Source organism: Streptomyces sp. NPDC030862, from assembly GCF_055571835.1.
The window spans coordinates 331,967-352,187 of the sequence record NZ_JBVIEN010000001.1 but is presented as its reverse complement, the minus strand read 5'-3'; the positions used below and the strand labels follow the sequence as shown (position 1 = coordinate 352,187).

At 73.9% G+C, this 20,221-nt stretch carries 19 protein-coding genes; 13 read left to right on the top strand and 6 right to left on the bottom strand.

The window, feature by feature from the left end:
- Window positions 1-42 precede the first annotated feature (42 nt).
- The 5 genes from ACZ42X_RS01620 to ACZ42X_RS01600 all read left to right on the top strand — a co-directional run bounded on the left by ACZ42X_RS01620 (window position 43) and on the right by ACZ42X_RS01600 (window position 4,631).
- The gene (locus ACZ42X_RS01620; RefSeq protein ID WP_468283056.1) at window positions 43-432 is read left to right on the top strand and encodes a hypothetical protein; all 390 of its coding nucleotides are present in this window, start codon (window positions 43-45) and stop codon (window positions 430-432) included.
- 110 nt (window positions 433-542) lie between these two features.
- Window positions 543-971, top strand: a complete 429-nt coding sequence (gene panD, locus ACZ42X_RS01615) for an aspartate 1-decarboxylase (RefSeq protein ID WP_468283053.1) — start codon at window positions 543-545, stop codon at window positions 969-971.
- Window positions 972-1,395: 424 nt separating this feature from the next.
- Window positions 1,396-2,124, top strand: a complete 729-nt coding sequence (locus ACZ42X_RS01610; protein WP_468283050.1) for a DUF2625 domain-containing protein — start codon at window positions 1,396-1,398, stop codon at window positions 2,122-2,124.
- An 87-nt stretch (window positions 2,125-2,211) separates the two neighbouring features.
- On the top strand, window positions 2,212-3,996 hold the full coding sequence (locus ACZ42X_RS01605; protein WP_468283047.1) for a sensor histidine kinase: 1,785 nt from the start codon (window positions 2,212-2,214) through the stop codon (window positions 3,994-3,996).
- A complete protein-coding gene (locus ACZ42X_RS01600) occupies window positions 3,993-4,631 on the top strand; it encodes a response regulator transcription factor (protein ID WP_468284092.1) in 639 nt (212 codons plus the stop codon). Before ACZ42X_RS01605 ends, ACZ42X_RS01600 begins: the two co-directional genes overlap by 4 nt.
- 179 nt (window positions 4,632-4,810) lie before the next feature.
- On the opposite strand, the gene ACZ42X_RS01595 is transcribed toward ACZ42X_RS01600, so the two are convergent.
- Window positions 4,811-5,173 carry a hypothetical protein gene (locus tag ACZ42X_RS01595; RefSeq protein WP_468283044.1) on the bottom strand — a complete coding sequence of 121 codons (363 nt, stop codon included), beginning with the start codon at window positions 5,171-5,173 and terminating at the stop codon, window positions 4,811-4,813.
- A 295-nt stretch (window positions 5,174-5,468) separates the two neighbouring features.
- On the opposite strand from ACZ42X_RS01595, the gene ACZ42X_RS01590 reads away from it, so the two are divergent.
- Entirely contained in the window at window positions 5,469-6,713 is a 1,245-nt protein-coding gene (locus tag ACZ42X_RS01590) for a transglycosylase family protein (protein WP_468283041.1), read from the top strand.
- On the opposite strand, the gene ACZ42X_RS01585 is transcribed toward ACZ42X_RS01590, so the two are convergent.
- Window positions 6,594-7,544, bottom strand: coding sequence for a DMT family transporter (locus ACZ42X_RS01585; protein WP_468283038.1), 951 nt, complete (start codon window positions 7,542-7,544; stop codon window positions 6,594-6,596). The two genes, ACZ42X_RS01590 and ACZ42X_RS01585, sit on opposite strands and share 120 nt — an antisense overlap.
- A gap of 174 nt (window positions 7,545-7,718) precedes the next feature.
- Between ACZ42X_RS01585 and ACZ42X_RS01580 the strand changes: the two genes are divergently transcribed.
- Both ACZ42X_RS01580 and ACZ42X_RS01575 read left to right on the top strand, forming a co-directional pair.
- A complete protein-coding gene (locus ACZ42X_RS01580; RefSeq protein ID WP_468283035.1) occupies window positions 7,719-9,185 on the top strand; it encodes an SDR family NAD(P)-dependent oxidoreductase in 1,467 nt (488 codons plus the stop codon).
- Window positions 9,186-9,434: 249 nt separating this feature from the next.
- Window positions 9,435-9,605, top strand: coding sequence for a hypothetical protein (locus ACZ42X_RS01575; RefSeq protein ID WP_361426670.1), 171 nt, complete (start codon window positions 9,435-9,437; stop codon window positions 9,603-9,605).
- A 68-nt stretch (window positions 9,606-9,673) separates the two neighbouring features.
- Here the strand turns inward: ACZ42X_RS01575 and ACZ42X_RS01570 are convergent, their stop codons facing one another.
- Genes ACZ42X_RS01570 through ACZ42X_RS01560 form a run of 3 tightly spaced genes read right to left on the bottom strand, consistent with a single transcriptional unit; the run spans window position 9,674 to window position 12,586 of the window.
- Window positions 9,674-11,107, bottom strand: a complete 1,434-nt coding sequence (locus ACZ42X_RS01570) for a lipase maturation factor family protein (protein WP_468283031.1) — start codon at window positions 11,105-11,107, stop codon at window positions 9,674-9,676.
- Window positions 11,108-11,129: 22 nt separating this feature from the next.
- Window positions 11,130-11,672 (bottom strand): DUF1990 family protein, encoded by a 543-nt coding sequence (locus ACZ42X_RS01565; RefSeq protein ID WP_468283028.1) that lies wholly within the window; start codon window positions 11,670-11,672, stop codon window positions 11,130-11,132.
- On the bottom strand, window positions 11,669-12,586 hold the full coding sequence (locus tag ACZ42X_RS01560; protein WP_468284090.1) for a YndJ family protein: 918 nt from the start codon (window positions 12,584-12,586) through the stop codon (window positions 11,669-11,671). Before ACZ42X_RS01560 ends, ACZ42X_RS01565 begins: the two co-directional genes overlap by 4 nt.
- A gap of 199 nt (window positions 12,587-12,785) precedes the next feature.
- On the opposite strand from ACZ42X_RS01560, the gene ACZ42X_RS01555 reads away from it, so the two are divergent.
- The 4 genes from ACZ42X_RS01555 (at window position 12,786) to ACZ42X_RS01540 (ending at window position 18,594) form a co-directional block, all read left to right on the top strand.
- Window positions 12,786-13,973 (top strand): DUF6777 domain-containing protein, encoded by a 1,188-nt coding sequence (locus tag ACZ42X_RS01555; protein ID WP_468283025.1) that lies wholly within the window; start codon window positions 12,786-12,788, stop codon window positions 13,971-13,973.
- 72 nt (window positions 13,974-14,045) lie between these two features.
- Window positions 14,046-16,154 (top strand): SpoIIE family protein phosphatase, encoded by a 2,109-nt coding sequence (locus tag ACZ42X_RS01550; RefSeq protein ID WP_468283022.1) that lies wholly within the window; start codon window positions 14,046-14,048, stop codon window positions 16,152-16,154.
- A gap of 98 nt (window positions 16,155-16,252) precedes the next feature.
- Window positions 16,253-17,707 carry a wax ester/triacylglycerol synthase family O-acyltransferase gene (locus tag ACZ42X_RS01545; RefSeq protein WP_468283019.1) on the top strand — a complete coding sequence of 485 codons (1,455 nt, stop codon included), beginning with the start codon at window positions 16,253-16,255 and terminating at the stop codon, window positions 17,705-17,707.
- 14 nt (window positions 17,708-17,721) lie between these two features.
- Window positions 17,722-18,594, top strand: coding sequence for an Fpg/Nei family DNA glycosylase (locus ACZ42X_RS01540; RefSeq protein WP_468283016.1), 873 nt, complete (start codon window positions 17,722-17,724; stop codon window positions 18,592-18,594).
- A gap of 2 nt (window positions 18,595-18,596) precedes the next feature.
- Here the strand turns inward: ACZ42X_RS01540 and ACZ42X_RS01535 are convergent, their stop codons facing one another.
- On the bottom strand, window positions 18,597-19,316 hold the full coding sequence (locus ACZ42X_RS01535) for a zf-HC2 domain-containing protein (RefSeq protein ID WP_468283013.1): 720 nt from the start codon (window positions 19,314-19,316) through the stop codon (window positions 18,597-18,599).
- Window positions 19,317-19,452: 136 nt separating this feature from the next.
- Here ACZ42X_RS01535 and ACZ42X_RS01530 point away from each other — a divergent pair, with 136 nt between their 5' ends.
- Window positions 19,453-20,205: a LytR/AlgR family response regulator transcription factor gene (locus tag ACZ42X_RS01530; RefSeq protein WP_468283010.1), complete on the top strand. Its 753-nt coding sequence runs from the start codon at window positions 19,453-19,455 to the stop codon at window positions 20,203-20,205.
- Window positions 20,206-20,221: the final 16 nt, after the last annotated feature.

Here is a 20,221-nt window from a genome sequence, read left to right as displayed (position 1 = left end):
CGGGGCCGTCACGGAAGGCCAGCAAGGAGCTGAGCGACGCCGATGGATGCGGAAGACCGCGCGGTGCTGATCACCGCAGTCTCCGAGATGGCTGTGCTGCGTGCTCTGCAGCTGGCCGGCAACCGGATCCTGGGCAAGCACGACCGCTCGGTGCGCGGACCGATGAGGTCCGTCGAACCGTGGCTGGTTCACACGCACCTGCGCGTGAACGAGCAGGACATCCCTGCCCTCCTCAAGGACGCCTGGCGCATTCCCGTCGCCGTCGGCTTGCCGGACAGTCTCATCGAAGCACTGGACCACCACACCCGCGTCCTGCTGGCAGCCGGCATCGAGTACCGACGCGACGATCTGCTGCTGACCCTTTCCCGGCTTCCGGCTCTGCCTGCTGTGCCTTGGGAGACTCATGGCGCTGATCGCGATGGCGCTCCATAGCGTGCAGCGATGTTCCTCACAGCCGTCGAGTCCGACGTGTGCCGGTGTACAGTGAAGACCGCCCTTGACCTGCGCAAAGCAGGCAGGGAGCCGTCTTCCAGGAGTCCAACATGCTGCGCACCATGTTCAAGTCCAAGATCCACCGCGCCACCGTCACCCAGGCCGACCTGCACTACGTGGGATCGGTCACCGTCGACGCCGACCTGATGGAGGCCGCCGACCTCCTCCCCGGCGAGCTCGTGCACATCGTCGACATCGACAACGGCGCGCGACTGGAGACGTACGTCATCGAGGGTGAGCGCGGCTCCGGGGTCATCGGGATCAATGGGGCCGCCGCGCACCTCGTGCACCCCGGGGATCTGGTCATTCTGATCAGCTACGCCCAGGTCGACGACGCAGAGGCCCGCTCGCTCGTGCCGCGGGTGGTGCACGTCGACGCCGCGAACCGGATCGTGGAGCTCGGCTCCGACGCCTCCGCGCCCGTGCCCGGGAGCGACACCGCGCGCAGCCCGCACGCCGTTCCCGCCGCGCGGGGCTGAGCGGCCGGACCCGGTCGGGGCGCGCGGCGGCGGTCGCCACCCTGATGAGTGATCCGCGCGCGCCGGGGAACGCGCAGCGCGAGAGGCTGGACGGGCCCGCCCGACCGGGCCCGCTCGATCACCGAGGGGATGGACGCCATGACCAATCCGCCGACCCCCGACCCCGTACCCCCGTCGCCGACGCCGCCGAGCCCGGTGCCGCCCGACCCGGTGCCGCCGACGCCCGTGCCCCAGCCCGGGCCGCCGGGGCCCGAGCCGGGCCCCGCGCCCGGTCCCGTACCGGCACCGCCGCCGCACCCGGGGCCGCCGCCGCCCGGGCCGGCGCCGGATCCGGTGCCGAAGCCGCCCGGACCCGATCCCGTGCCGGGGCCGGAACCGGAGCCCGGCCCGATGAGCTGACCGGCGGCCGTGCGAGGATGCGGCGGTGCGTGAGCTGCCCGAGTTGATCGACGTAGACGACCCCGCCTGGCCCGAGATCCGGCAGGAGCTGGACTCCGGCCGGGTGCCGGTGGACGTCGTGCCCGGCGATGGCCAGGCGGGACGCGCCGCGCTCCTGCAACTGCAGATCACAGCCAGGTCCTACCTGGGCGCCTTCGTCCTGCACTGCGGCGGGCTGGTGCTCGACCACGGCTGGCTGCGCGTCTACGGAAGCCCCGCGCCCGGAAACCCCCAGGGGCTGCCGACCCTGGCCCGGGTCAACGGCTTCCCCGCGGCGTTCGAGGCCGCCTGGCAGGCCGAGGCGGGGCTGGTCATCGCGCACGACGTCCTCGGCGGCGTCTTCGCCGTCAACGGCGCCGCGCCCGAGGAGGCCGGACGGCCCGGGGCACCCGGCGAGGTGGTGTACTTCGCGCCCGACTCCCTCCGCTGGGAGGCACTCGGCGCCGGACACGGGGCATGGCTGTCGTGGATCCTCTCCGGTGCGCTCGAGGAGTTCTACGGGACACTGCGCTGGCCGGGCTGGCACGACGAGGTGCGCGCACTGACCGCCGGGCAGGGGCTGTCCTTCTTCCCGCCCCTGTGGACGGCCGAGGCCCGGCGTGACCTGTCGGCCGCCACCCGGCGCGCGGTGCCGATGGCCGAGCTCCTCGGTGTGAGCCGCGCCTCCTGCCGGCAGCTCGACGGGGCCGACCCCGGCTTCCTCGGTGCCGTGTAGCCGTCCCTCCCCGCGCGGCGGCCACCACCGACGATGACACAATGGCGACCGGCGTGAGCACGGTCGGAATACGCGGGGGACGCTGGGGTGGAACACAGGCCTGGAGCGAGCCGCGAGGCCGGGCGGCTGGTGGCATGGGCGGTCGCCGCGGCGGCCGCCGGCGCCGTCGGAACGGTCGGGTACGCGCGTACGGGCGCCGAGCCGTCGGCGGTGGTCGTCGACGTGCTGACGGGCCTCGCCTACGCGACCGCGGGCCTCATCGCGCTCTGGCGGCGGCCCGCCAACGGCACCGGGCGGCTGATGCTCGCCGAGGGGCTCACCTGGTTCATCGGGAACCTGCAGGGCTTCGACCAGCCTGTGCTGATCGGCGTGGGGGCCTGGTGGGAGGCGCTGAACCTCGCCGTACTGGCCCACCTGCTGCTGGCCTTCCCCGAGGGGCGGGTGGCGCCGCGCCGGGCCCGGATCACGGTGGGCACCGCGTACACGTTGGTGGCGGTGGGCGGACTCGTGCGGGCCCTGAGCTACGACCCGGCGGCCGACCCGGGCAGCTCGTACCTCTTGTGCGACGACTGCCGCGGCAACGCGCTGCTCCTCGTGCGCGATCCCGCCGTGTTCGCCGGTGTCGACCTCGCCTACCGATGGGTGGGAGCCGCGCTCACGCTATGGGTGGCGGTGCTGATGGTGAGCCGGTGGCTGGCGGGGAGTCCCGCGTACCGCCGCGTCCTGGTGCCGGTCGCCGTGCCGCTGGCGATCGCGGTCGCCTTCGTCGGCTGGGAGGTGCTGTACGTCCTCCGCCCCGGGCTGCTGCGCGGCGGCGAACTGCTGCCCCTGGTGCTGTCGGACCTGGCACAGGTCGCGCTTCCCGTGGCCTTCCTGGTGGGACTGTTCCGGATACGCCTGCGACGCGCCGACGTCGGGAACCTGGTCATCGCCGCCGGGCCCGACCCGACGCCGTCCCAGCTGCAGACGGCGCTGCGTGAGGTCCTGGGCGACCCGACGCTGCGGCTCGGGATCCCGCACGCCACCGTGTCCGGGCTGTACACCGACCCCGAAGGGCGCGCGATCGGCGGGCCGGCGTCGCGGGGCCGCCCGGGCGCCGGTGCCGCCGTGACACCGCTCGGACCCGGCTGTACGCCGCCGGCCGTGCTGGTGCACGACCGGGCGCTCGTGCAGGAACCGGAGCTGCTCGAAGCGGTCTCCGCGTCCGTGGGGCTGTGCCTGCGCACCATGCAGCTCGCCGAACGGGCCGCACGGAACGCCGAGCGGGCGCGGGAGTTGCAGTTGCGCCTGCTGTCCGCGGAGGAGCAGGAGCGGCGGCGCCTGGAGCGGAACCTGCACGACGGAGCGCAGGGCCGGCTGGTGTTCGCGCTCATGGGGCTCCGGCGGATCGGCACCCAGTGGGGCCGCGACCCGCAGTTGCGCGCCGCGGTCGACGAGACCGAGCAGACGCTGCGCACGGCACTGACGGAGCTGCGGGAGCTGGCCCGGGGGCTGCACCCGGCCGTCCTCGCGCGCGAAGGACTGCGTGCGGCACTGACCGGGCTGGCCGACGAGTCGCCGGTACCGGTGGTGGTGATGGCCGATCCGGTCCGGCTGCCGGAGCTGGTGGAGGCCACGGCGTACTACGTGGTCAGCGAGGCCCTGTCCAATGCGGGTAAGCACTCGGGGGCGCGGGCGGTGACGGTCACCGTGCGCCGGGAAGGGTTGTGGGTGGTGGTCGAGGTGGTGGACGACGGCGTCGGCGGGGCCGATCCGGAGGGCCGCGGCCTGCGCGGGCTGGCGGACCGGGTGGCCGCCGTCGGCGGCAGCCTGCGGGTGAGCTCCCCGGCCGGGGTCGGCACGCGGATCGAGGCGGAGCTGCCGTGCGCGTGATCCTCGCCGAGGACTCCGCTCTGCTGCGGCAGGGCCTGGCCCGCCTGATGGAGGACTGCGGCATCACCGTGGTCGCGCAGCGCGGTGACGCCGAGGGGCTCGTGGAGCTCGTGGCCGAGACCGGGCCCGACGTGGTGGTCCTCGACATCCGGATGCCGCCGACCCACACCGACGAGGGCCTGCGGGCCGCGCGGGCCATCCGCCTGCGCCGGCCCGGCACAGGGGTGTTGCTGCTGTCCCAGTACGTCGAGACGGGCAGCGTGCTCGAGGAGCTGACCCGCGACGGTCGGGGCGTGGGCTATCTGCTGAAGGAACGCGTCACGGACGCGCAGGAGCTCTTCGACGCACTGAAGAGGGTGGCCTGCGGCGAGTGCGTCCTCGACCCGGAGGTCGTGGCACGGCTGATGCGCCGCCCCGGCCCGGCCTGTCTGCTGGAGACGCTGACTCCTCGCGAGCGCGAGGTCCTGGCCCTGATGGCCGAGGGACGCTCCAACGAGGGCATCAGCGCCTGCCTGCACATCGCCGCCAAGACGCTGGAGACCCACGTCCGCAGCATCTTCACCAAGCTCCACCTCGAACCCGACCCGAGCGAGCACCGGCGGGTCCGGGCCGTCCTGGCGTACCTCCAGGCCTGACGAAGCCGTGTGTGGCGGTGCGTGCCGCGGCCACACGGACGTCGCAGACGCGGCTGGCCGGCGCGACGGGCGTGGGCTCGCAGAGCCCGCGCCACGCCGTCCGGCCGCGTCCCCCCGCCGCCCGTACGTGGCCCCCTCACGTACGGTCCCCCGGCGCACACGGGAGCGTCAGAGGCGCATCACAGCGCGCGGCAGTTGATCCAGTCGTCGGCCGCCTCGCCGGGAACGAAGCAGGTGACGGTCTTGGACACCTTCTTGCCCTTGTAGATGCCGGTGCCCTTGACCTTCACGTTGCCCTTCCACCACCAGCCGTGGACCCAGGTCCAGGCATCCGGGGTGGCGATCCAGCGCGTGGTGACCTTGTCGCCGTGCTGGTTGTACCCCTCGAGCTGGATCTGGTCGGCATAGGTGGTGTGCACCTTGAGCTTGTTGCCGTTGCTGCCGGCGCTGGCGGTCGTGGCGCCCGACAGCGTCACCGCGGCCAGGCCGATGGACACGATCCCCACGGTGGCGCTGCGAACGAGCTTCCTGGTCCTGTTCATGTGGAGCTTCCCCCGTTTCGTGGTCATCAGCGCGGTCATCGGCGGGCACGCGGCCGCAACACCCTTCCCCCGTCCAGGAGTCGCGACTTCGCGGTGCCCGCCGACCCGCGACACCGAATCTAGGGGTCCGCGCCCCGGGGCACATCAGGGCTAGCCCTGAGCCGGGCCGACCCGTTCGGCACGAACGGGTTTTTGAGCGCCCCGCCGTGCCACGCATGCCCCCTTGTCACCGCCCGACGCTGCCCATAGCTTGGGCGCCTGCCGCTGTGTGCAAGGCAAGGGGGGATTGGGGACCATGGCCGTACGCGGACGACACCGCCGGTACCAGCCGAGCCGGATCAACCAGGCGTCGCTCACCGTCGCGGCGGGCGGTGCCGGAATGGCGCTCCCGCTCCTCGGGGCGGGCGCGGCGCACGCGGCGTCCGTGGACGTCTGGGAGAAGGTCGCGGCCTGCGAGTCCACCAACAACTGGAAGATCAACACCGGCAACGGCTATTACGGCGGGCTGCAGTTCACCCAGTCCACCTGGGAGGCGTACGGCGGCACGCGCTACGCCCCGCGCGCCGACCTCGCCACCAAGGACCAGCAGATCGCCGTCGCCGAGAAGGTGCTCAAGGGGCAGGGTCCGCGCGCCTGGCCCACCTGCTCGGTGAAGGCGGGCCTCACCCGGGGCGGCGAAGCGCCGGACATCGCGCCGCAGGCGAAGGCCGCGGCACCCGCCACGAGCCGCGCCACGCCGCCCGCCAGGCCACGCTCCGCCCCCGCGACGCCCACCACCGTGCCCGGGCAGCGCGAGAGTTACACGGTGGCGCGCGGCGACTCGCTCTCCGGCATCGCCGAGGAGCGGAAGGTCAAGGGCGGGTGGCGGGGCCTGTACGCCGCCAACCGCGCGGTCATCGGCGGCGATCCGGACCTCATCATGCCGGGCCAGAAGCTGACGCTGCGTACGGCGCCGGCGAAGCCGCCGGCCACCCCGTCCGCGAAGCCGCCGGCCCCGTCGAAACCGGCGGCGAAGAAGCCCGCCACGAGGCCCGCGCCACGGCCCGCGCCCAAGCCCCCGGCCGCGAAGAAGCCGGCCGCCAAGCCCGCGGCCAAGCCGGCCGCCAAGCCCGCCTCCGCCGCGAAGCCCCGGAGCGTGGGCTTCAGCGCCCCCGTCGAGGCCAACCCCGGCACCGCGTACCGCAAGGCGGGCTCCTCCTGGTCCAGCGGCTACCACACCGGCGTCGACTTCCCGGTCCCCACCGGCACCGCCGTCAAGGCCGTGGCGCCCGGGCGGGTGGTGTCCGCCGGGTGGGGCGGCGCGTACGGCTACGAGGTCGTCATCCGGCACGACGACGGCAGGTACAGCCAGTACGCCCACCTGTCCGCGCTCACCGTCCGGGAAGGGCAGCGCGTCAACAGCGGCCAGCGGATCGCCCGTTCAGGATCGACCGGCAACAGCACCGGAGCGCACCTCCACTTCGAGGTGCGGACGGGGCCGGGGTACGGCTCCGACATCGACCCCCTCGCGTACCTCAGGTCGGGTGGCGTCCGGCTCTGACCCCCCGCCGGGAACCGTGCTCAGCAGGACGAGGCCGCCCGCCGCCACCACCCCGCAGCCCAGCGCCAGCACCGTTCCCGGCACGCCGTACCGGAACTCCTCGCCGAACAGCGTGAGCCCCACGGCGGCGGCCACCACCGGATTGACCACGGTGACCGTCGCCAGGGGCGCCGTCAGCCCCGCGCCCCGGTACGACGCCTGCGACAGCGCCAGCCCGGCCGCCGCGAACACGGCGACCGTCAGCAGGCTCGGCCACCGGCCCAGCGGGTCGCGCGCGACGAAGCCGACCGAGACGAAGCCGGCCGCGACGGTCTTCGTGAACACCGACGCGGTCCCGAACGCCACGCCCGCCCCGGCGGCCAGCAGCACACCGCGCACCCCCGGCCGCCGGGCCAGGCCCCGCGCCGCCGCGTACAGCACGGCCACCGTCCCCGCGCCGAGCCCCGCCAGCAGCAGCCGGGCCCCGCCGTCCACCGACCGCGCCCCGGCCTGCCCCGTCAGCGCGAGCAGCCCGGCCAGCCCCGCCGTCGCCATCACCACGCCGCGCCAAGCGGCCGCCCCCGCCCGCCGCCGGGTGAAGAGCGCGGCCAGCGGCAGCGCGAACACGATCGTCAGCGCGCCCAGCGGTTGCACCAGGCTCAGCGGCCCGTACGCCAGCGCCACGACGTGCAGCAGCGCGCCGAGCCCGTTCAGCAGCACCGCCGCCCACCAGACGGCGCAGCGCGCCGGCGCATCCGGGCGCGACGCGACGCGCTCCTGCGTGATCGCCCCGGCCGCGTAGGCGACCGCGGAGACCAGCGACAACAGCACCGACAGGGCGAGGAGGCTCATGCCCCCACGATGGCGCCCTAGATCGTTCCCGTCGTCGTCCCTGAGCACTCCATCGGTCGTACTCCCGATGGAGTACGGGAGTACGAGAGGGCCGTTTGGCGGCGAGGGCCCGCGCTGACGTAAAGTTCGGCTTTTGAAACGTGCCAGACGAGTGATCGAGGAACCGAAGAGGCCATGACGGTGACTGAAGAGAACCAGGCGTACGGGCCGGGCATCGACCCCGAGCGTCTGGCCGTCTGCCTGAGCGTCCTCGAGGAGCTCGACAAGCTGGAGGTCGACCACCCGGACGCGATCGCCGTCCGCCGTGCCACGGCCGGTGTCTACCGCACCGTGAAGCAGCGCCGCCGCCAGGAGCGCCGGGCCGCCAAGACCGCCCACGACAAGGCGGTCACCGAGGCCACCGCCACCGGCTCCGCCGAGCGCATCGACGACGAGACGCAGGGCCTGCTGCCCTCCTCCTCGGTGAGCGGCGAGATCGCGGGCATCCTCCAGCGCCCCCGCTCCTGCTACATCTGCAAGACCCGGTACGTCGAGGTCGACGCGTTCTACCACCAGCTGTGCCCGAAGTGCGCCACCGAGAACCGGGCCCGCCGCGACGCCCGCACCGACCTGACCGGCCGCCGCGCACTGCTCACCGGCGGCCGCGCCAAGATCGGCATGTACATCGCGCTGCGGCTGCTGCGTGACGGTGCCCACACCACCATCACCACCCGCTTCCCCAAGGACGCCATCCGCCGCTTCAAGGCGATGCCGGACAGCGACGAGTGGATCGGCCGGCTGAAGATCGTCGGCATCGACCTGCGCGACCCGGCCCAGGTCGTCGCGCTCGCCGACTCGGTCGCCGCCGAGGGCCCGCTGGACATCCTGATCAACAACGCCGCGCAGACGGTGCGCCGCTCGCCGGGCGCCTACCGCGAGCTCGTCGCCGCCGAGTCCGCGCCGCTGCCGGCCGGCGAGCTGCCGCCCGCCGAGATCATCGGCACCTTCGGCAGCGGCGCCGTGGAGACGATGGCGGCCCTGCCGTCGTCGCGCAACGGCAGCGGGCTGTCCGCCCAGGAGGTGGCAGAGCTCGCTCTTGTCAGCGGCTCCGCGTCGCTGGAGCGGATCGCCGCGGGCACCGCGATCGACGCGGGCGGCCTGGTGCCCGACCTGGCGGACACCAACAGCTGGATCCAGACGGTTTCCGAGGTCGACCCGGTCGAGCTCCTCGAAGTGCAGCTGTGCAACTCCACCGCGCCCTTCATCCTGATCAGCCGGCTGCGGTCGGCGATGGCGGCCTCCCCGGCCCGGCGTACGTACGTGGTGAACGTCTCCGCGATGGAGGGCGTCTTCAGCCGCGGCTACAAGGGCGCCGGGCACCCGCACACCAACATGGCCAAGGCAGCCCTGAACATGCTCACGCGCACCAGCGCCCAGGAGATGTTCGAGTCCGACCGCATCCTGATGACCGCCGTCGACACCGGCTGGATCACCGACGAGCGGCCGCACCCGGACAAGGTCCGGCTCGCCGAGGCGGGCTTCCACGCCCCGCTCGACCTGATCGACGGCGCGGCCCGGGTCTACGACCCGATCGTGCGCGGCGAGGCGGGCGAGGACCTGTACGGCTGCTTCCTCAAGGACTACGCGCCCGCCAATTGGTGATCGCCGTCCGGTGACCGGATGCTTGCGGAGTGTCCGGAACCTGCCTATGTGACGCGTTCCATCGAGCGCAGGCGTGCTCATTTGGTTAACCTGGAGCGACGGTCGGCCGACAGGGATCCACGAAACCCCCTTCAGGCCGACCCGGGGACAAGGCCTGCCACCAAGGCTGCGGTCCCGCCCCAGTACCGGCGCCACCGCGACCGATCGGCAGCTATGTCCTCATAGGTTCGCGACACGAAGGAGTGCGCGGTGACACCAGAACTGACGAAGCAGGAAGAGCGTTCGGCGAGAGACGGCGACGGGTCCGGTCCATCGGACACGCTCGGCAGCCTCGAAGTGTGGGCCCGTTCGGCCCCCATCCGCCTGGCCGGATACGAGGACGACCTCGCCGAGCCGCACATCCTGCCCGGCATCGACTGAGCCGGATTCCGCTTCACACGCTTCGCCCGCGTGCCCTCCGTCTTCCGCCGGAGGGCACGCGCGTGTCGTCACCGCTCCCGTTCGTCCGCACCGGCGAGCCGCGTCGGCGGCATGAACTCGCGGACGTACGTCCGGTGCCACCAGGCGCCCGTGGCGCGCAGTTCGCGCCAGGTCGTGAACCGGTACCGGTAGAGCCGTGCGCGGACGACGACCGGCGGTGCGTCCGGGAAGGGGTTGCGCCGCAGCAGCCGGAGCGTGTCCCGGTCCCCGTCGAGCAGCCGCTCCACCAGCCCGCCGAACCAGGAGTGGGCGTACGCGGGGGACAGCGCCGCGAACCACATCATCCAGTCCAGCCGCAGGTGGTACGGGGCGAACTGGCGCGGCAGCCGGCGGATGTCGCCGGGCTTGCCCTTGAACTCGTACTCCCGCCACACCGTCCCCGCGTGGAGGACCGGCTCGTCCGTCCCCTCGACGACGATCTCGTGGCGTACGCGGCCGACCGTGCCGAACGCGCCATAGGTGTTGACCAGGTGCAGGGGGTCGAAGGACATGTTCATCGCCTGGTGGCGGGAGAGCAGGTTGCGCACCGGGCGCCGGCTGAGGAAGAGCACCAGGGCGGTGACGGCGAGGACGAGGATCCCGTACCAGTGCGGGGGAGCGGGCAGCGCGGGAGGGTCGGCGACGAGGGAGCCGTCCACGGCGGAGGCGGCGAGCACGATCGTGATCCAGTTCAGCCAGGAGAAGTTGCCGGAGAGCACCAGCCACAGCTGTGTGGCGATGACCATGCCCGCCGCCACGCTCGCCACCGGCTGCGGCGTGAAGAGCAACACCGGGACGACCAGTTGCGTGACGTGGTTGGCCGCCACCTCCACCCGGTGCAGGGGCCTCGGGAGATGGTGGAAGAACCAGCTCAGCGGCCCGGGCATCGGCTGCGTCTCGTGGTGGTAGTACAGGCAGGTCAGGTCCCGCCAGCAGGGGTCGCCGCGCAGTTTGATCAGCCCGGCCCCGAACTCCACCCGGAACAGCAGCCAGCGCAGCAGGAACAGGATCAGCACGGGCGGCGCGGTGCGTTCGTTGCCGAGGAAGATCGCCAGGAAGCCGGTCTCCAGGAGGAGCGATTCCCAGCCGAAGCCGTACCAGGTCTGTCCGACGTTGACGATGGACAGGTACAGCGCCCACAGCACCGCCCACATCAGCATCGCCACCGCGAGCGGCACCGCGTCCCCCGCCCCCGCGATCAGCGCGGCGGCGAGCACCGCGCCGGTCCAGGCGCAGAGGGCGAAGAACCGGTCCGAGTAGTGCCAGTGGAACACGCTCGGCGCGCGGCGCGGCGACACGCGCCGCAGGTAGGCGGGGACGGGCAGCATGCCCCGCTCGCCGATCAGCGCGCGGAACTGGAGCGCGGCGCAGAGGAAGGCGACCAGGTAGATCCCGGCGAGCGCCCGCTGGAAGACCAGTCTGCTCAGCCAGTAGTCGGACGAGGTGAACCAGAACCACTCCATCGGTTCCAGTATCGGCCGTGGATCATCCCGCCGCGATCTTTCGCAGCGTCCGGCCGAGGCGCCGCGCGTACCAGCGCTGCACTACGGGGACGAGCGGTCCGCCCGCGCGCGTGTACCAGCGGGCGGGCCGGCTGAAGGCCGTGACCGTGAACCAGACCGACCCGTCCGCGCGCTGGTCCACGACGAACGACTCCTCGCCGCGCTCCGGGTGGCCCTGCCGGGTGCCGTACGCGAAGCCCGCGCGGTCGTCCTCGTACACCGTCCACACCACCTCGCAGGGCGCGGTGAGGCGGAGCGGGCCCAGGCCCACGGAGACCTCGACGCCGGCGCCGGGCTCCGCGCGCGGCGACTCGGCGCGGATCCGGGCGCCCGAGGCGCGGTGCACGCGCCAGGTGGTGACGGCCGTGCCCGCCGTGCGGAAGACGTCCCGGCCGCGGCCGATCGGCACCTCCACGCGCAGGTGGTGGTAGCCGACCGGGAGCGGGCGCGTGCGGGTGGCGCCGACCTCGGGATAGCTGAGCGGGGGCGTACCGGCGGTGGCGAGGCTGCGGATGAGGCGGGTCATGCCACGGGCTCCTTGAGGCGTGTGGCGCGGGCGGGGGGTGTGGCACCGGCGGGGGTGGCGCCGGCGGGAGGTGTGGTGCGGGCGGGCGGTGTGGTGCGGGCGAGGCGTCGCCAGGCGAGTACCGAGCAGAGGGCGAAGCCGAGGGCGTTGCCGAGGCCGTGGGTGGCGGCCATCCAGGTCAGGCTGGGGTGGGGGAGTCCGGTGGCCTCCCCGAGTGCCCAGCTGAGCGCCAGCAGCATGGTCGCCACGAGGACGGCGGCGGAGACGGCGAGCATCGCTCTCGTGAGCCGGTCGGGCCCGTCGCCCCGGACATCCTGCCAGGTGAGCAGGGCGACGGCCCACATGCCGGCGGTGAGCACGAGTGCCCCGGCCAGTTCGGCCCAGTCGTCCAGGAAGTAGCCGAGCAGCACCAGCAGGGTGCCGAGCGGCACGCTCAGCGCGGCGAAGCGCCCGGCGGGCCGGTCCGTGGCCCGGCAGACGAGACCGGCCACCAGGGCGGCGGCGAAACCGGCGAAGTGGAAGTGCGGCACGGTCAGCGCCAGGATCTCCAGGCCGAAGCCGAACAGCGGGTGCCCGTGGCGCTCCGCGACCAGCGCCACCGCGGCGACCGACGGGCTCGCGAGCGCGGTCGCCACGGCGATCCGGACCGGCGGCGCCGACGCGGGCGTACGGACCAGGCGGCCCGGCGCGTGCAGCGCCAGGAGCACGGTGCCGACCGCGTAGCAGCAGGCGAGCGCGGTGGCGGCGATGCCGCGCGGCAACCACAGCGACGCCGCTCCCGGCAGCGCGAACAGCGGCCAGACCGTCCGGACGGCCGCCGTCCCTCCGCCGTCCTCCGGATCGATCAGGCGCAGACCCGCCGGGACGATCACCAGCATGCCGAGGGCCACGATCAGCCCGACGAGCACGGACAACGCACCCACCCCCTCCCCTTCGGTTGAACATGTTCAACTCTCGGAATGAGCCTAGAGGCTACGTTGAACGCGTTCAAGTCCCGCGGAGGGCGGATGCTTCCGGTTGCGGGGTGAGGGCGGATCCGGCAGACATAAAGGGCAACCAGGGCAACCCGGGCAAGCAAGGTTGAAGCGAGTGTTGAAAGGCGGGAGGGCCTCCGTGCGTACCACCCCACGTCGTCGCCGGTACGGCGCGCTCGCCACGCTCGCCGCATCCACCGTCACCGCTGGAGTGCTGGCCACCGGCTGCGGTGGCGGCGGCGACGGCGGGAAACCCCGTGGCGGCGGAGCGGTGGAGGGTCTTCCCGGGCCGGGCGAGGTGCTGCTCCAGCCCGTCTCCGCCCACGGCCCCGCCCCCTTCACCCCCTCCACGGTGAGGCCCTCACCCGACGCGCCCGGCTCCCCGCCGTCGGCCGAGCCCGGCACCGCACCGGCGACCGGCATCGTCTCCGGCGCCACCCCCGGCCTGTACGGCGGCGCGCGCTCGGTCGCCAGTTGCGACGTGGCCCGCCAGACCCGCCTCCTCACCTCGGACGGCGCCAAGGCAGCCGCCTTCGCCCAGGCCGCCGGCGTCGCCCACACCCGGCTCGCCGCCTGGCTGGACGGCCTCACGCCCGTGGTGCTGCGCTCCGACACCCGCGTCACCGGACACGGTTACCGCGACGGCTCGGCAGCCGACTTCCAGGCCGTCCTCCAGGCCGGAACCGCCGTCCTGGTGGACGAGTACGGTGCGCCGCGCGTGCGCTGCGCCTCCGGCAGCCCGCTGCGCTCGCCGGTCCCCGAGGAGGGCGCGGTCGAGCACAAGGGGCAGCCCTGGCCCGGCTTCGACCCCGGACGGGTCGTGACCGTCAACGCCACCCACCACGTCGTGGACAGCCTGGTCATCGTCAGCGTCGTCAGCAACACGCTGATCGAGCGCAAGGCCGGCACCGAGGGGGAGCAGGACCGCATCGTGACCGACGAAAGCGTCCTCGCGGCCGCGAGCTCCCCCGAATCGGCCACCTCCCAGCCCGCCGCACCGCAATCCGCCGCGCCACAGCCCGCCGCGCCACAGCCCGCCGCGCCGCAGCCCCCGGCCCCCGAGCCCGCCGCGCCGCAGCCCGCGGCGCCCGAACCCCTCGACCCGGGCCCGGAGCCGGAGCCGGAGGTCGAGGTCGAAGCCGAGGCCGAAGCCGAGGCCGAGTTCCAGGCCGGCGGCGGCGCCCCCCAGGACGCCGGCGAAGGCGAAGGCGTACAGGACCAGGAGGCGGACCAGGACCAGGGTCAGGAGGCGGACCAGGACGAGGGCCAGGGACACCTCATGGGGCCGGACAACGCGGCCGTCGAGCCGGAGCTCCACGAGGGCTGACGGCCTTCGTGAACGCTCCCCACGCTCTCGCGCGCGGTCGAAAAAGCCGACAAATGATGGCAGAGTGGCCCCATGGTTGATCCGGCAGCGGATGCCCTGTCGCTTCCCGAGGACTGGCCCGCCCGCCCGGATCTGAGTCTGTCCCTCAACCGCATGGGCAGCTTCGACTGGGACCTGGACGCCGGGCTGATGCACCTCGACCAGGCCGCCCTCGGCGTGTTCCAGGTGGACGCCGACGAGTACGACGGGCGGCCCGAGAGCCTCGCCCCGCGCGTCCCGCCGAGCGAGGCGATCCGCCTCGACGGCATGGTGACCCAGGCGCTGAAGAGCGGCAGCAGCCACTACGGCGCGTACTTCCGCATCCGCGACCGCGAGGGCAACCTCCGCTGGACCCACACCCAGGGCTTCATCCGGCGCGACGAGACCGGCCGCCCGCGCCGCATCATCGGCATCGTCCGGGACGCCACCCAGGAACTGACCGAGTCCACCGCGCGCATCGAGGTGGACGCCGAGCGGCGCCGCCAGACCAGCGTCGTGGAGTCCACCACCGCAGCCCTCGCGCACGCCCGCACCGTCCAGGACGTCATCGACGTCCTGCGCGACTCGCACGGTCTCGAACACCTCGGTGCGACCAGCGTCGTCATGGGCCTGCTGGAGTCGGGCCGCATCCACCTGGTCGCCGACGGCCCGGACGGCTCCTTCGTGCCGGGAACGCGCTACACCCGGGTGGACGAGCAGTACCCGATGAGCGAGGTGATCCGCACCCTCGCGCCGCGGTTCATCGAGTCGCCCGAGGACTTCGCCGACTCGTACCCCATCCTCTGGCCGCACATCAGCGGCCTCGGCATCACCTCCGCCGCCTATCTGCCGCTCATCGCCCAGGCCCGGCCCATCGGCGCGCTCGGGCTGCTCTACAGCGACAAGTACGGCTTCTCCTCCGAGGACCGCAACGTCCTGGTCGCGCTCGGCAGCAGCATCGCCCAGAGCCTCCAGCGCGCCATGCTCTTCGAGCAGGAGCACGACCTCGCCGAGGGCCTCCAGCAGGCGATGCTGCCGCGCCGGATCCCTCAGGTGGCCGGGGCGCACATCGCCGTCCGCTACCGCTCGGCCCGGCTCGGCCGGGACATCGGCGGCGACTGGTACGACGTCATCCCCCTGCCCGGCGGCCGCGTGGGCGCCGTCATCGGCGACGTACAGGGGCACGACACGCACGCGGCCGCCGTGATGGGGCAGCTGCGCATCGTGCTGCGCGCGTACGCGGCCGAGGGGCACACCCCCGCCACCGTGATGGCGCGGGCCTCGGTCTTCCTGCACGAGCTGGACACCGACCGCTTCGCCACCTGCACCTACCTGGAGGCGGACCTGGCGACGGGCGTGGTGCAGATCGTGCGGGCGGGTCACGTCGACCCGCTGCTGAGGGACACCGACGGCAGCTGCCGCCGGGTGCCCGTCCAGGGAGGCATGCCGCTGGGCCTTTCGGCGGAGTTCGGGCGGCTGGACTACCCCGTCTCCATCCTGGAGCTGGACCCGGGCCAGGCCCTGCTGCTGTACACGGACGGGCTCGTCGAGCAGCCCGGTTCCGATCTCGACGAGGGCATGCAGTGGCTGACCGCGGTCGTACGGCACGGGCCGGACGACCTCCAGCTGCTCGCCGACCACCTGTGCGACGTGGTCGACGAGCGCGGTGGCGACGACGACGTGGCGGTCCTGCTGCTGCGCCGCAGGGGCGGCTACACCCCGCAGGCCGGCGGACGGCTCCAGCAGCACGTCGCGCAGAGCGATCCCGAGGCGCTGCGCTCGGCCCGCCACATGATCCAGGCGGCGGTACGCGCCTGGGGCGTGGCGGAGCGGGCCGACGAGATCGAGCTCGTCGCCGACGAGCTGATCACCAACGCGCTGCTCCACACCGACGGCGGCGCGATCGTCACCCTGCGGATGCTGGCCGGCCACGAGCGGCGGCTGCGGGTCGAGGTGGAGGACCGCTCCAGCGTGCTGCCGCGCCGCCGGGAGGCGGGGGATTCCGGGGTGTCCGGACGGGGCCTGCTGCTGGTGGACCGGCTCGCCGACGTCTGGGGGGTGGAGTCCCGCGGCGGCGGCAAGTGCGTGTGGTGCGAGTTCGGTGTGGCGGAACGGCCGGAGGTTCCCAGGTCTTCCGTCATAGCGGAAACCCGCACGACATGATCTGTTAACTGTCTGTAGAGCGATCATGCTTGACCGTAACCGACCGAAAGCGATTGACTGCCGTTCCGTGGCCCCGCCCTCGACGACCTGGGGATTCCTTGAGCAGCGATCTGCTGGCACCTCTCGATCTGGCCTTCTGGCACCTCGAATCGGCCGGCCACCCCATGCACCTCGGCGCGCTGGCCCGCTTCGACCCCGCGCCGGGTGACGCACCAGGTGACGCACCCGGCTCCGCGCCGGGCGCCGCGTCCGGTGACGCCGCGTCCGTGCTCGCGCTGCTCGCCGAGCGCGCCGCCGCCATCCCGCGCCTGCGGATGCGGGTACGGGACGTCCTGCTGCCGGTCGGGGGCGCCCGCTGGAGCGTGGACGAGACCTTCGACGTCCACCGGCACGTACGCCACGTCCGGCTCCCGCAGGACGGCGACTTCGCCGCCGCCGCCACGCGGCTCGCCGGGGAGCTGATGGAGCGCCCGCTCGCACGCGAGCTGCCGCCGTGGGAGATGTACCTGCTGACCGGGGCCCCCGGCGGGTCCTTCGCCGTACTCGTCAAACTCCACCACGCCCTCGCCGACGGCATGCGCGCCGTCGCCATCGGCGCCGGGATCTTCGACGAGATCGCCGACGCCCGGCCCCGCACCACCGCCGTGCGCCGTCCGCGCCCGGCGACGCCCCGCTCGTGGCTCCCCGGCCCATGGCAGGTGGCCGGTGTCGCGGGCGCCGTTCGCGGCCGGGCCGAGGAGCTCGGCCGCGCCCTCGGCGTCGGCGCCTCCGTCCTGGGCGCCTCCGCCGTACGGGCCGGCCGCCACGACCCCCACGGGACCCCGGCGCTCGCCGCGGAATCCAGCGGCACACGGCGCCTGGCCACCGCCGAACTGGACCTGGAGGACGTGCACCGGGTACGCCGGGTGACCGGCGGCACCGCCAACGACGTGCTGCTCGCCGTGGTCGCCGGGGCGCTGCGCCACTGGCTGCTGGAGCGCGGCGACCCGCTCCCCGCCGCCGACCCGTGCGCGCTGGTGCCCGTCTCGCGGCGCAGGCCCGGGGTCCGTTCCGGTTCCGGTTCCGGCTCGCCGCCCGACTGCGGCAACAGGTTCTCCGCGTACCTCCTCGACCTGCCCCTCGGCGACCCCGACCCGCTGAGCCGCCTCGCCGCCGTACGCCGCGGCATGGACCGCAACAAGGCGGCCGGTCCCTCGCGCGGTCCCGGGGCCGTCGCCGTACTCGCCGACCAACTGCCGCCGCTCGCCCACCGCTTCGGCACACCGCTGGCCGGAGGCGCGGCCCGCATGCTGTTCGACCTCCTGGTGACCAACGTGCCCCTGCCCCGCTCCACGCTCTCCCTCGCCGGCAACCCGCTGCGCGCCCTGTACCCGATGGCCCCGCTCGCCCGCGGCCAGGCCCTCGCCATCGCCATGTCGCCGTACGGCGGACGCGTCCACACCGGACTCGTCGCCGACGGCCGGGCCCTGCCCGACCTGGACCGCCTCGCGCACGCCCTGCACACCGAACTCGCCGGGCTGGTCAAGGCCACCGACCGTTCTTCCGGGTCCTGAGGCAAGCTGGAACCATGCCCGAACTGCCCGAGGTCGAAGCGCTGCGCGAGTTCCTCGACGAGCACCTCGTCGGCAAGGAGATCGCCCGCGCCCTGCCCGTCGCCATCAGCGTGCTGAAGACGTACGACCCGCCGCTCGGCGCCCTCGACGGCGGCGAGGTCACCGGCGTGGCGCGGCACGGGAAGTTCCTCGACATCGCGACGGCCGGGCCGGCCGGGGAGCTGCACCTGGTGGTCCACCTCGCCCGCGCCGGCTGGCTGCAGTGGCGGGACGTCCTGCCCTCCGGCCCGCCCCGTCCCGGCAAGGGGCCGCTGGCGCTGCGCGTCGCGCTCACCGGCGGTGACGGCTTCGACCTCACCGAGGCCGGCACCACCAAGCGCCTCGCCGTCCACCTCGTACGCGATCCGGCCGCGGTGGACGGTGTCGCCCGCCTCGGCCCCGACCCGCTCGCCGACGACTTCGACCGGGACGCCTTCGCGGCGCTCCTCGCCGGGGAACGGCGCCAGATCAAGGGCGCGCTGCGCGACCAGAGCCTCATCGCCGGGATCGGCAACGCCTACAGCGACGAGGTCCTCCACGCCGCCCGCATGTCGCCCTTCAAGCCCGTCCGGAACCTCACGGAGGAGGAGACGACAGCGCTGTACGAGGCGATGCGCGCGACCCTGCGGGAGGCGGTGGAGCGCTCGCACGGGCTGGCCGCCGGGCGGCTCAAGGCGGAGAAGAAGAGCGGGCTGCGCGTCCACGGCCGCACCGGGGAGCCCTGCCCGGTCTGCGGCGACACCATCCGCGAGGTCTCCTTCAGCGACTCCTCGCTGCAGTACTGCGCCACCTGCCAGACCGGCGGCAAGCCGCTCGCCGACCGCCGCCTGTCCCGCCTGCTGAAGTAGGTCTACGGCAGCACCGACACCAGCCGCCGCCCCTCGCGGTCGCGCACCTCCAGCCGGGCGATCTCATCGCGCCGCAGCGCCGTACCGCCCTCGATGACGGGCTCGTCACCGTCCTTGTGACCGTCCACGGGCGTCGCCCAGCTCATCACCGGCCACTCCCGCCCGTCCCTCCCCACCGCCACCAGGTCGCAGACGCGGGGCCCCCGCACCCCCGCCACCCGCACGGCCAGCTCGGTGCCCCACGCCCGGTCCCGCAGCGCCAGCGCCGCCGTCACCCCGGTGGCCGGGTCGGTCGCCGCGACCGCGGCCCGCCCCGGTGACGCCGGCTCGTCGCCGGTCACGAGGAGGGCGGCTCCGGGCACGCCGACCGCGAGCGCCGCGGCCGCCGCGACCAGGCGCCCGCGCCACCGGCGTACCCGCGGAAGCCGCGCGGCGCCGCGCCGGTGGCCCCGCCCGCGCCGCGTCCTCCGCCCCGGCCTCCGACCCTGTCCCGGTCCCGCCCCCCGTCCCGCCACCCGGCCCGGCCTCGGCGGCTCCCGGCCGGCCAGCTGCGCCAGCGCCGCCACCGTGCCGGTGAGGTCCGCCAGCCGCATGGCGCAGGGCACGCACGCCGCGAGGTGCTCCTCGCAGCGCAGCGCGTCCGCCGGTTCCAGCACGCCCAGCGCATAGGCGGCGACATCGGCGGCATCGGCGGCATCGTGGTGCCGCTCCCGCAGACCCATGGCTGTGCCCCATTCCCCGTATCGTCGTCGTTCGTCAGCGTCCCGTCGGTGCCGGGATGGTCCCGCTGTGCCGTCGTGAACGAGTACGCAGACGAGCGGCTTCTCGCTCAATCACCCCGCGCCTACACTCCGCACCATGCTGCGCGTACTGGCCGTCGACGACGAGAAGCCCGCCCTCGAGGAGCTGCTCTACCTCCTGCGCCGCGACCCCCGGGTGCGCAGCGCGGAGGGCGCCACCGACGCGACCGAGGCCCTGCGCCGCATCGGCCGGGCCCTGGAGGCGGGGCCCGGCGGGGAGGAGGCCATCGACGTCGTCTTCCTCGACATCCACATGGCCGGGCTCACCGGCCTCGACGTCGCCCGGCTGCTGGCCGGCTTCGCCCGGCCGCCGCTGATCGTGTTCGTCACCGCCCACGAGGGCTTCGCCGTCCAGGCGTTCGACCTCAAGGCGGTCGACTACGTCCTCAAACCGGTCCGCACGGAGCGCCTCGCCGAAGCCGTACGCCGCGTCGCCGACCTCACCGCCCCCGCCGACCGGCCGGGCGTCGCCGCAGCCCCGGAGCAGATACCGGTCGAACTCGGCGGCGTCACCCGCTTCGTACCGGTCGACGCCATCGCCTACGTCGAGGCGCAGGGCGACTACGCGCGCCTGCACACCGACGAGGGCAGCCACCTCGTGCGCATCCCGCTGTCCACGCTGGAGGAGCGGTGGGCGGCGCGCGGCTTCGTACGGATCCACCGCAGCCACCTCGTCGCGCTCGGCCGCATCGACGAACTGCGCCTCGACGCCGGGGCGACCACCGTGCGCGTCGGCAGCGCGGAGCTCGCGGTCAGCCGCCGGCACGCCCGCCAGCTGCGCGAGCTGCTGATGCGACGCGTCCGGGGCTGAAACCCCCTACCCCGGG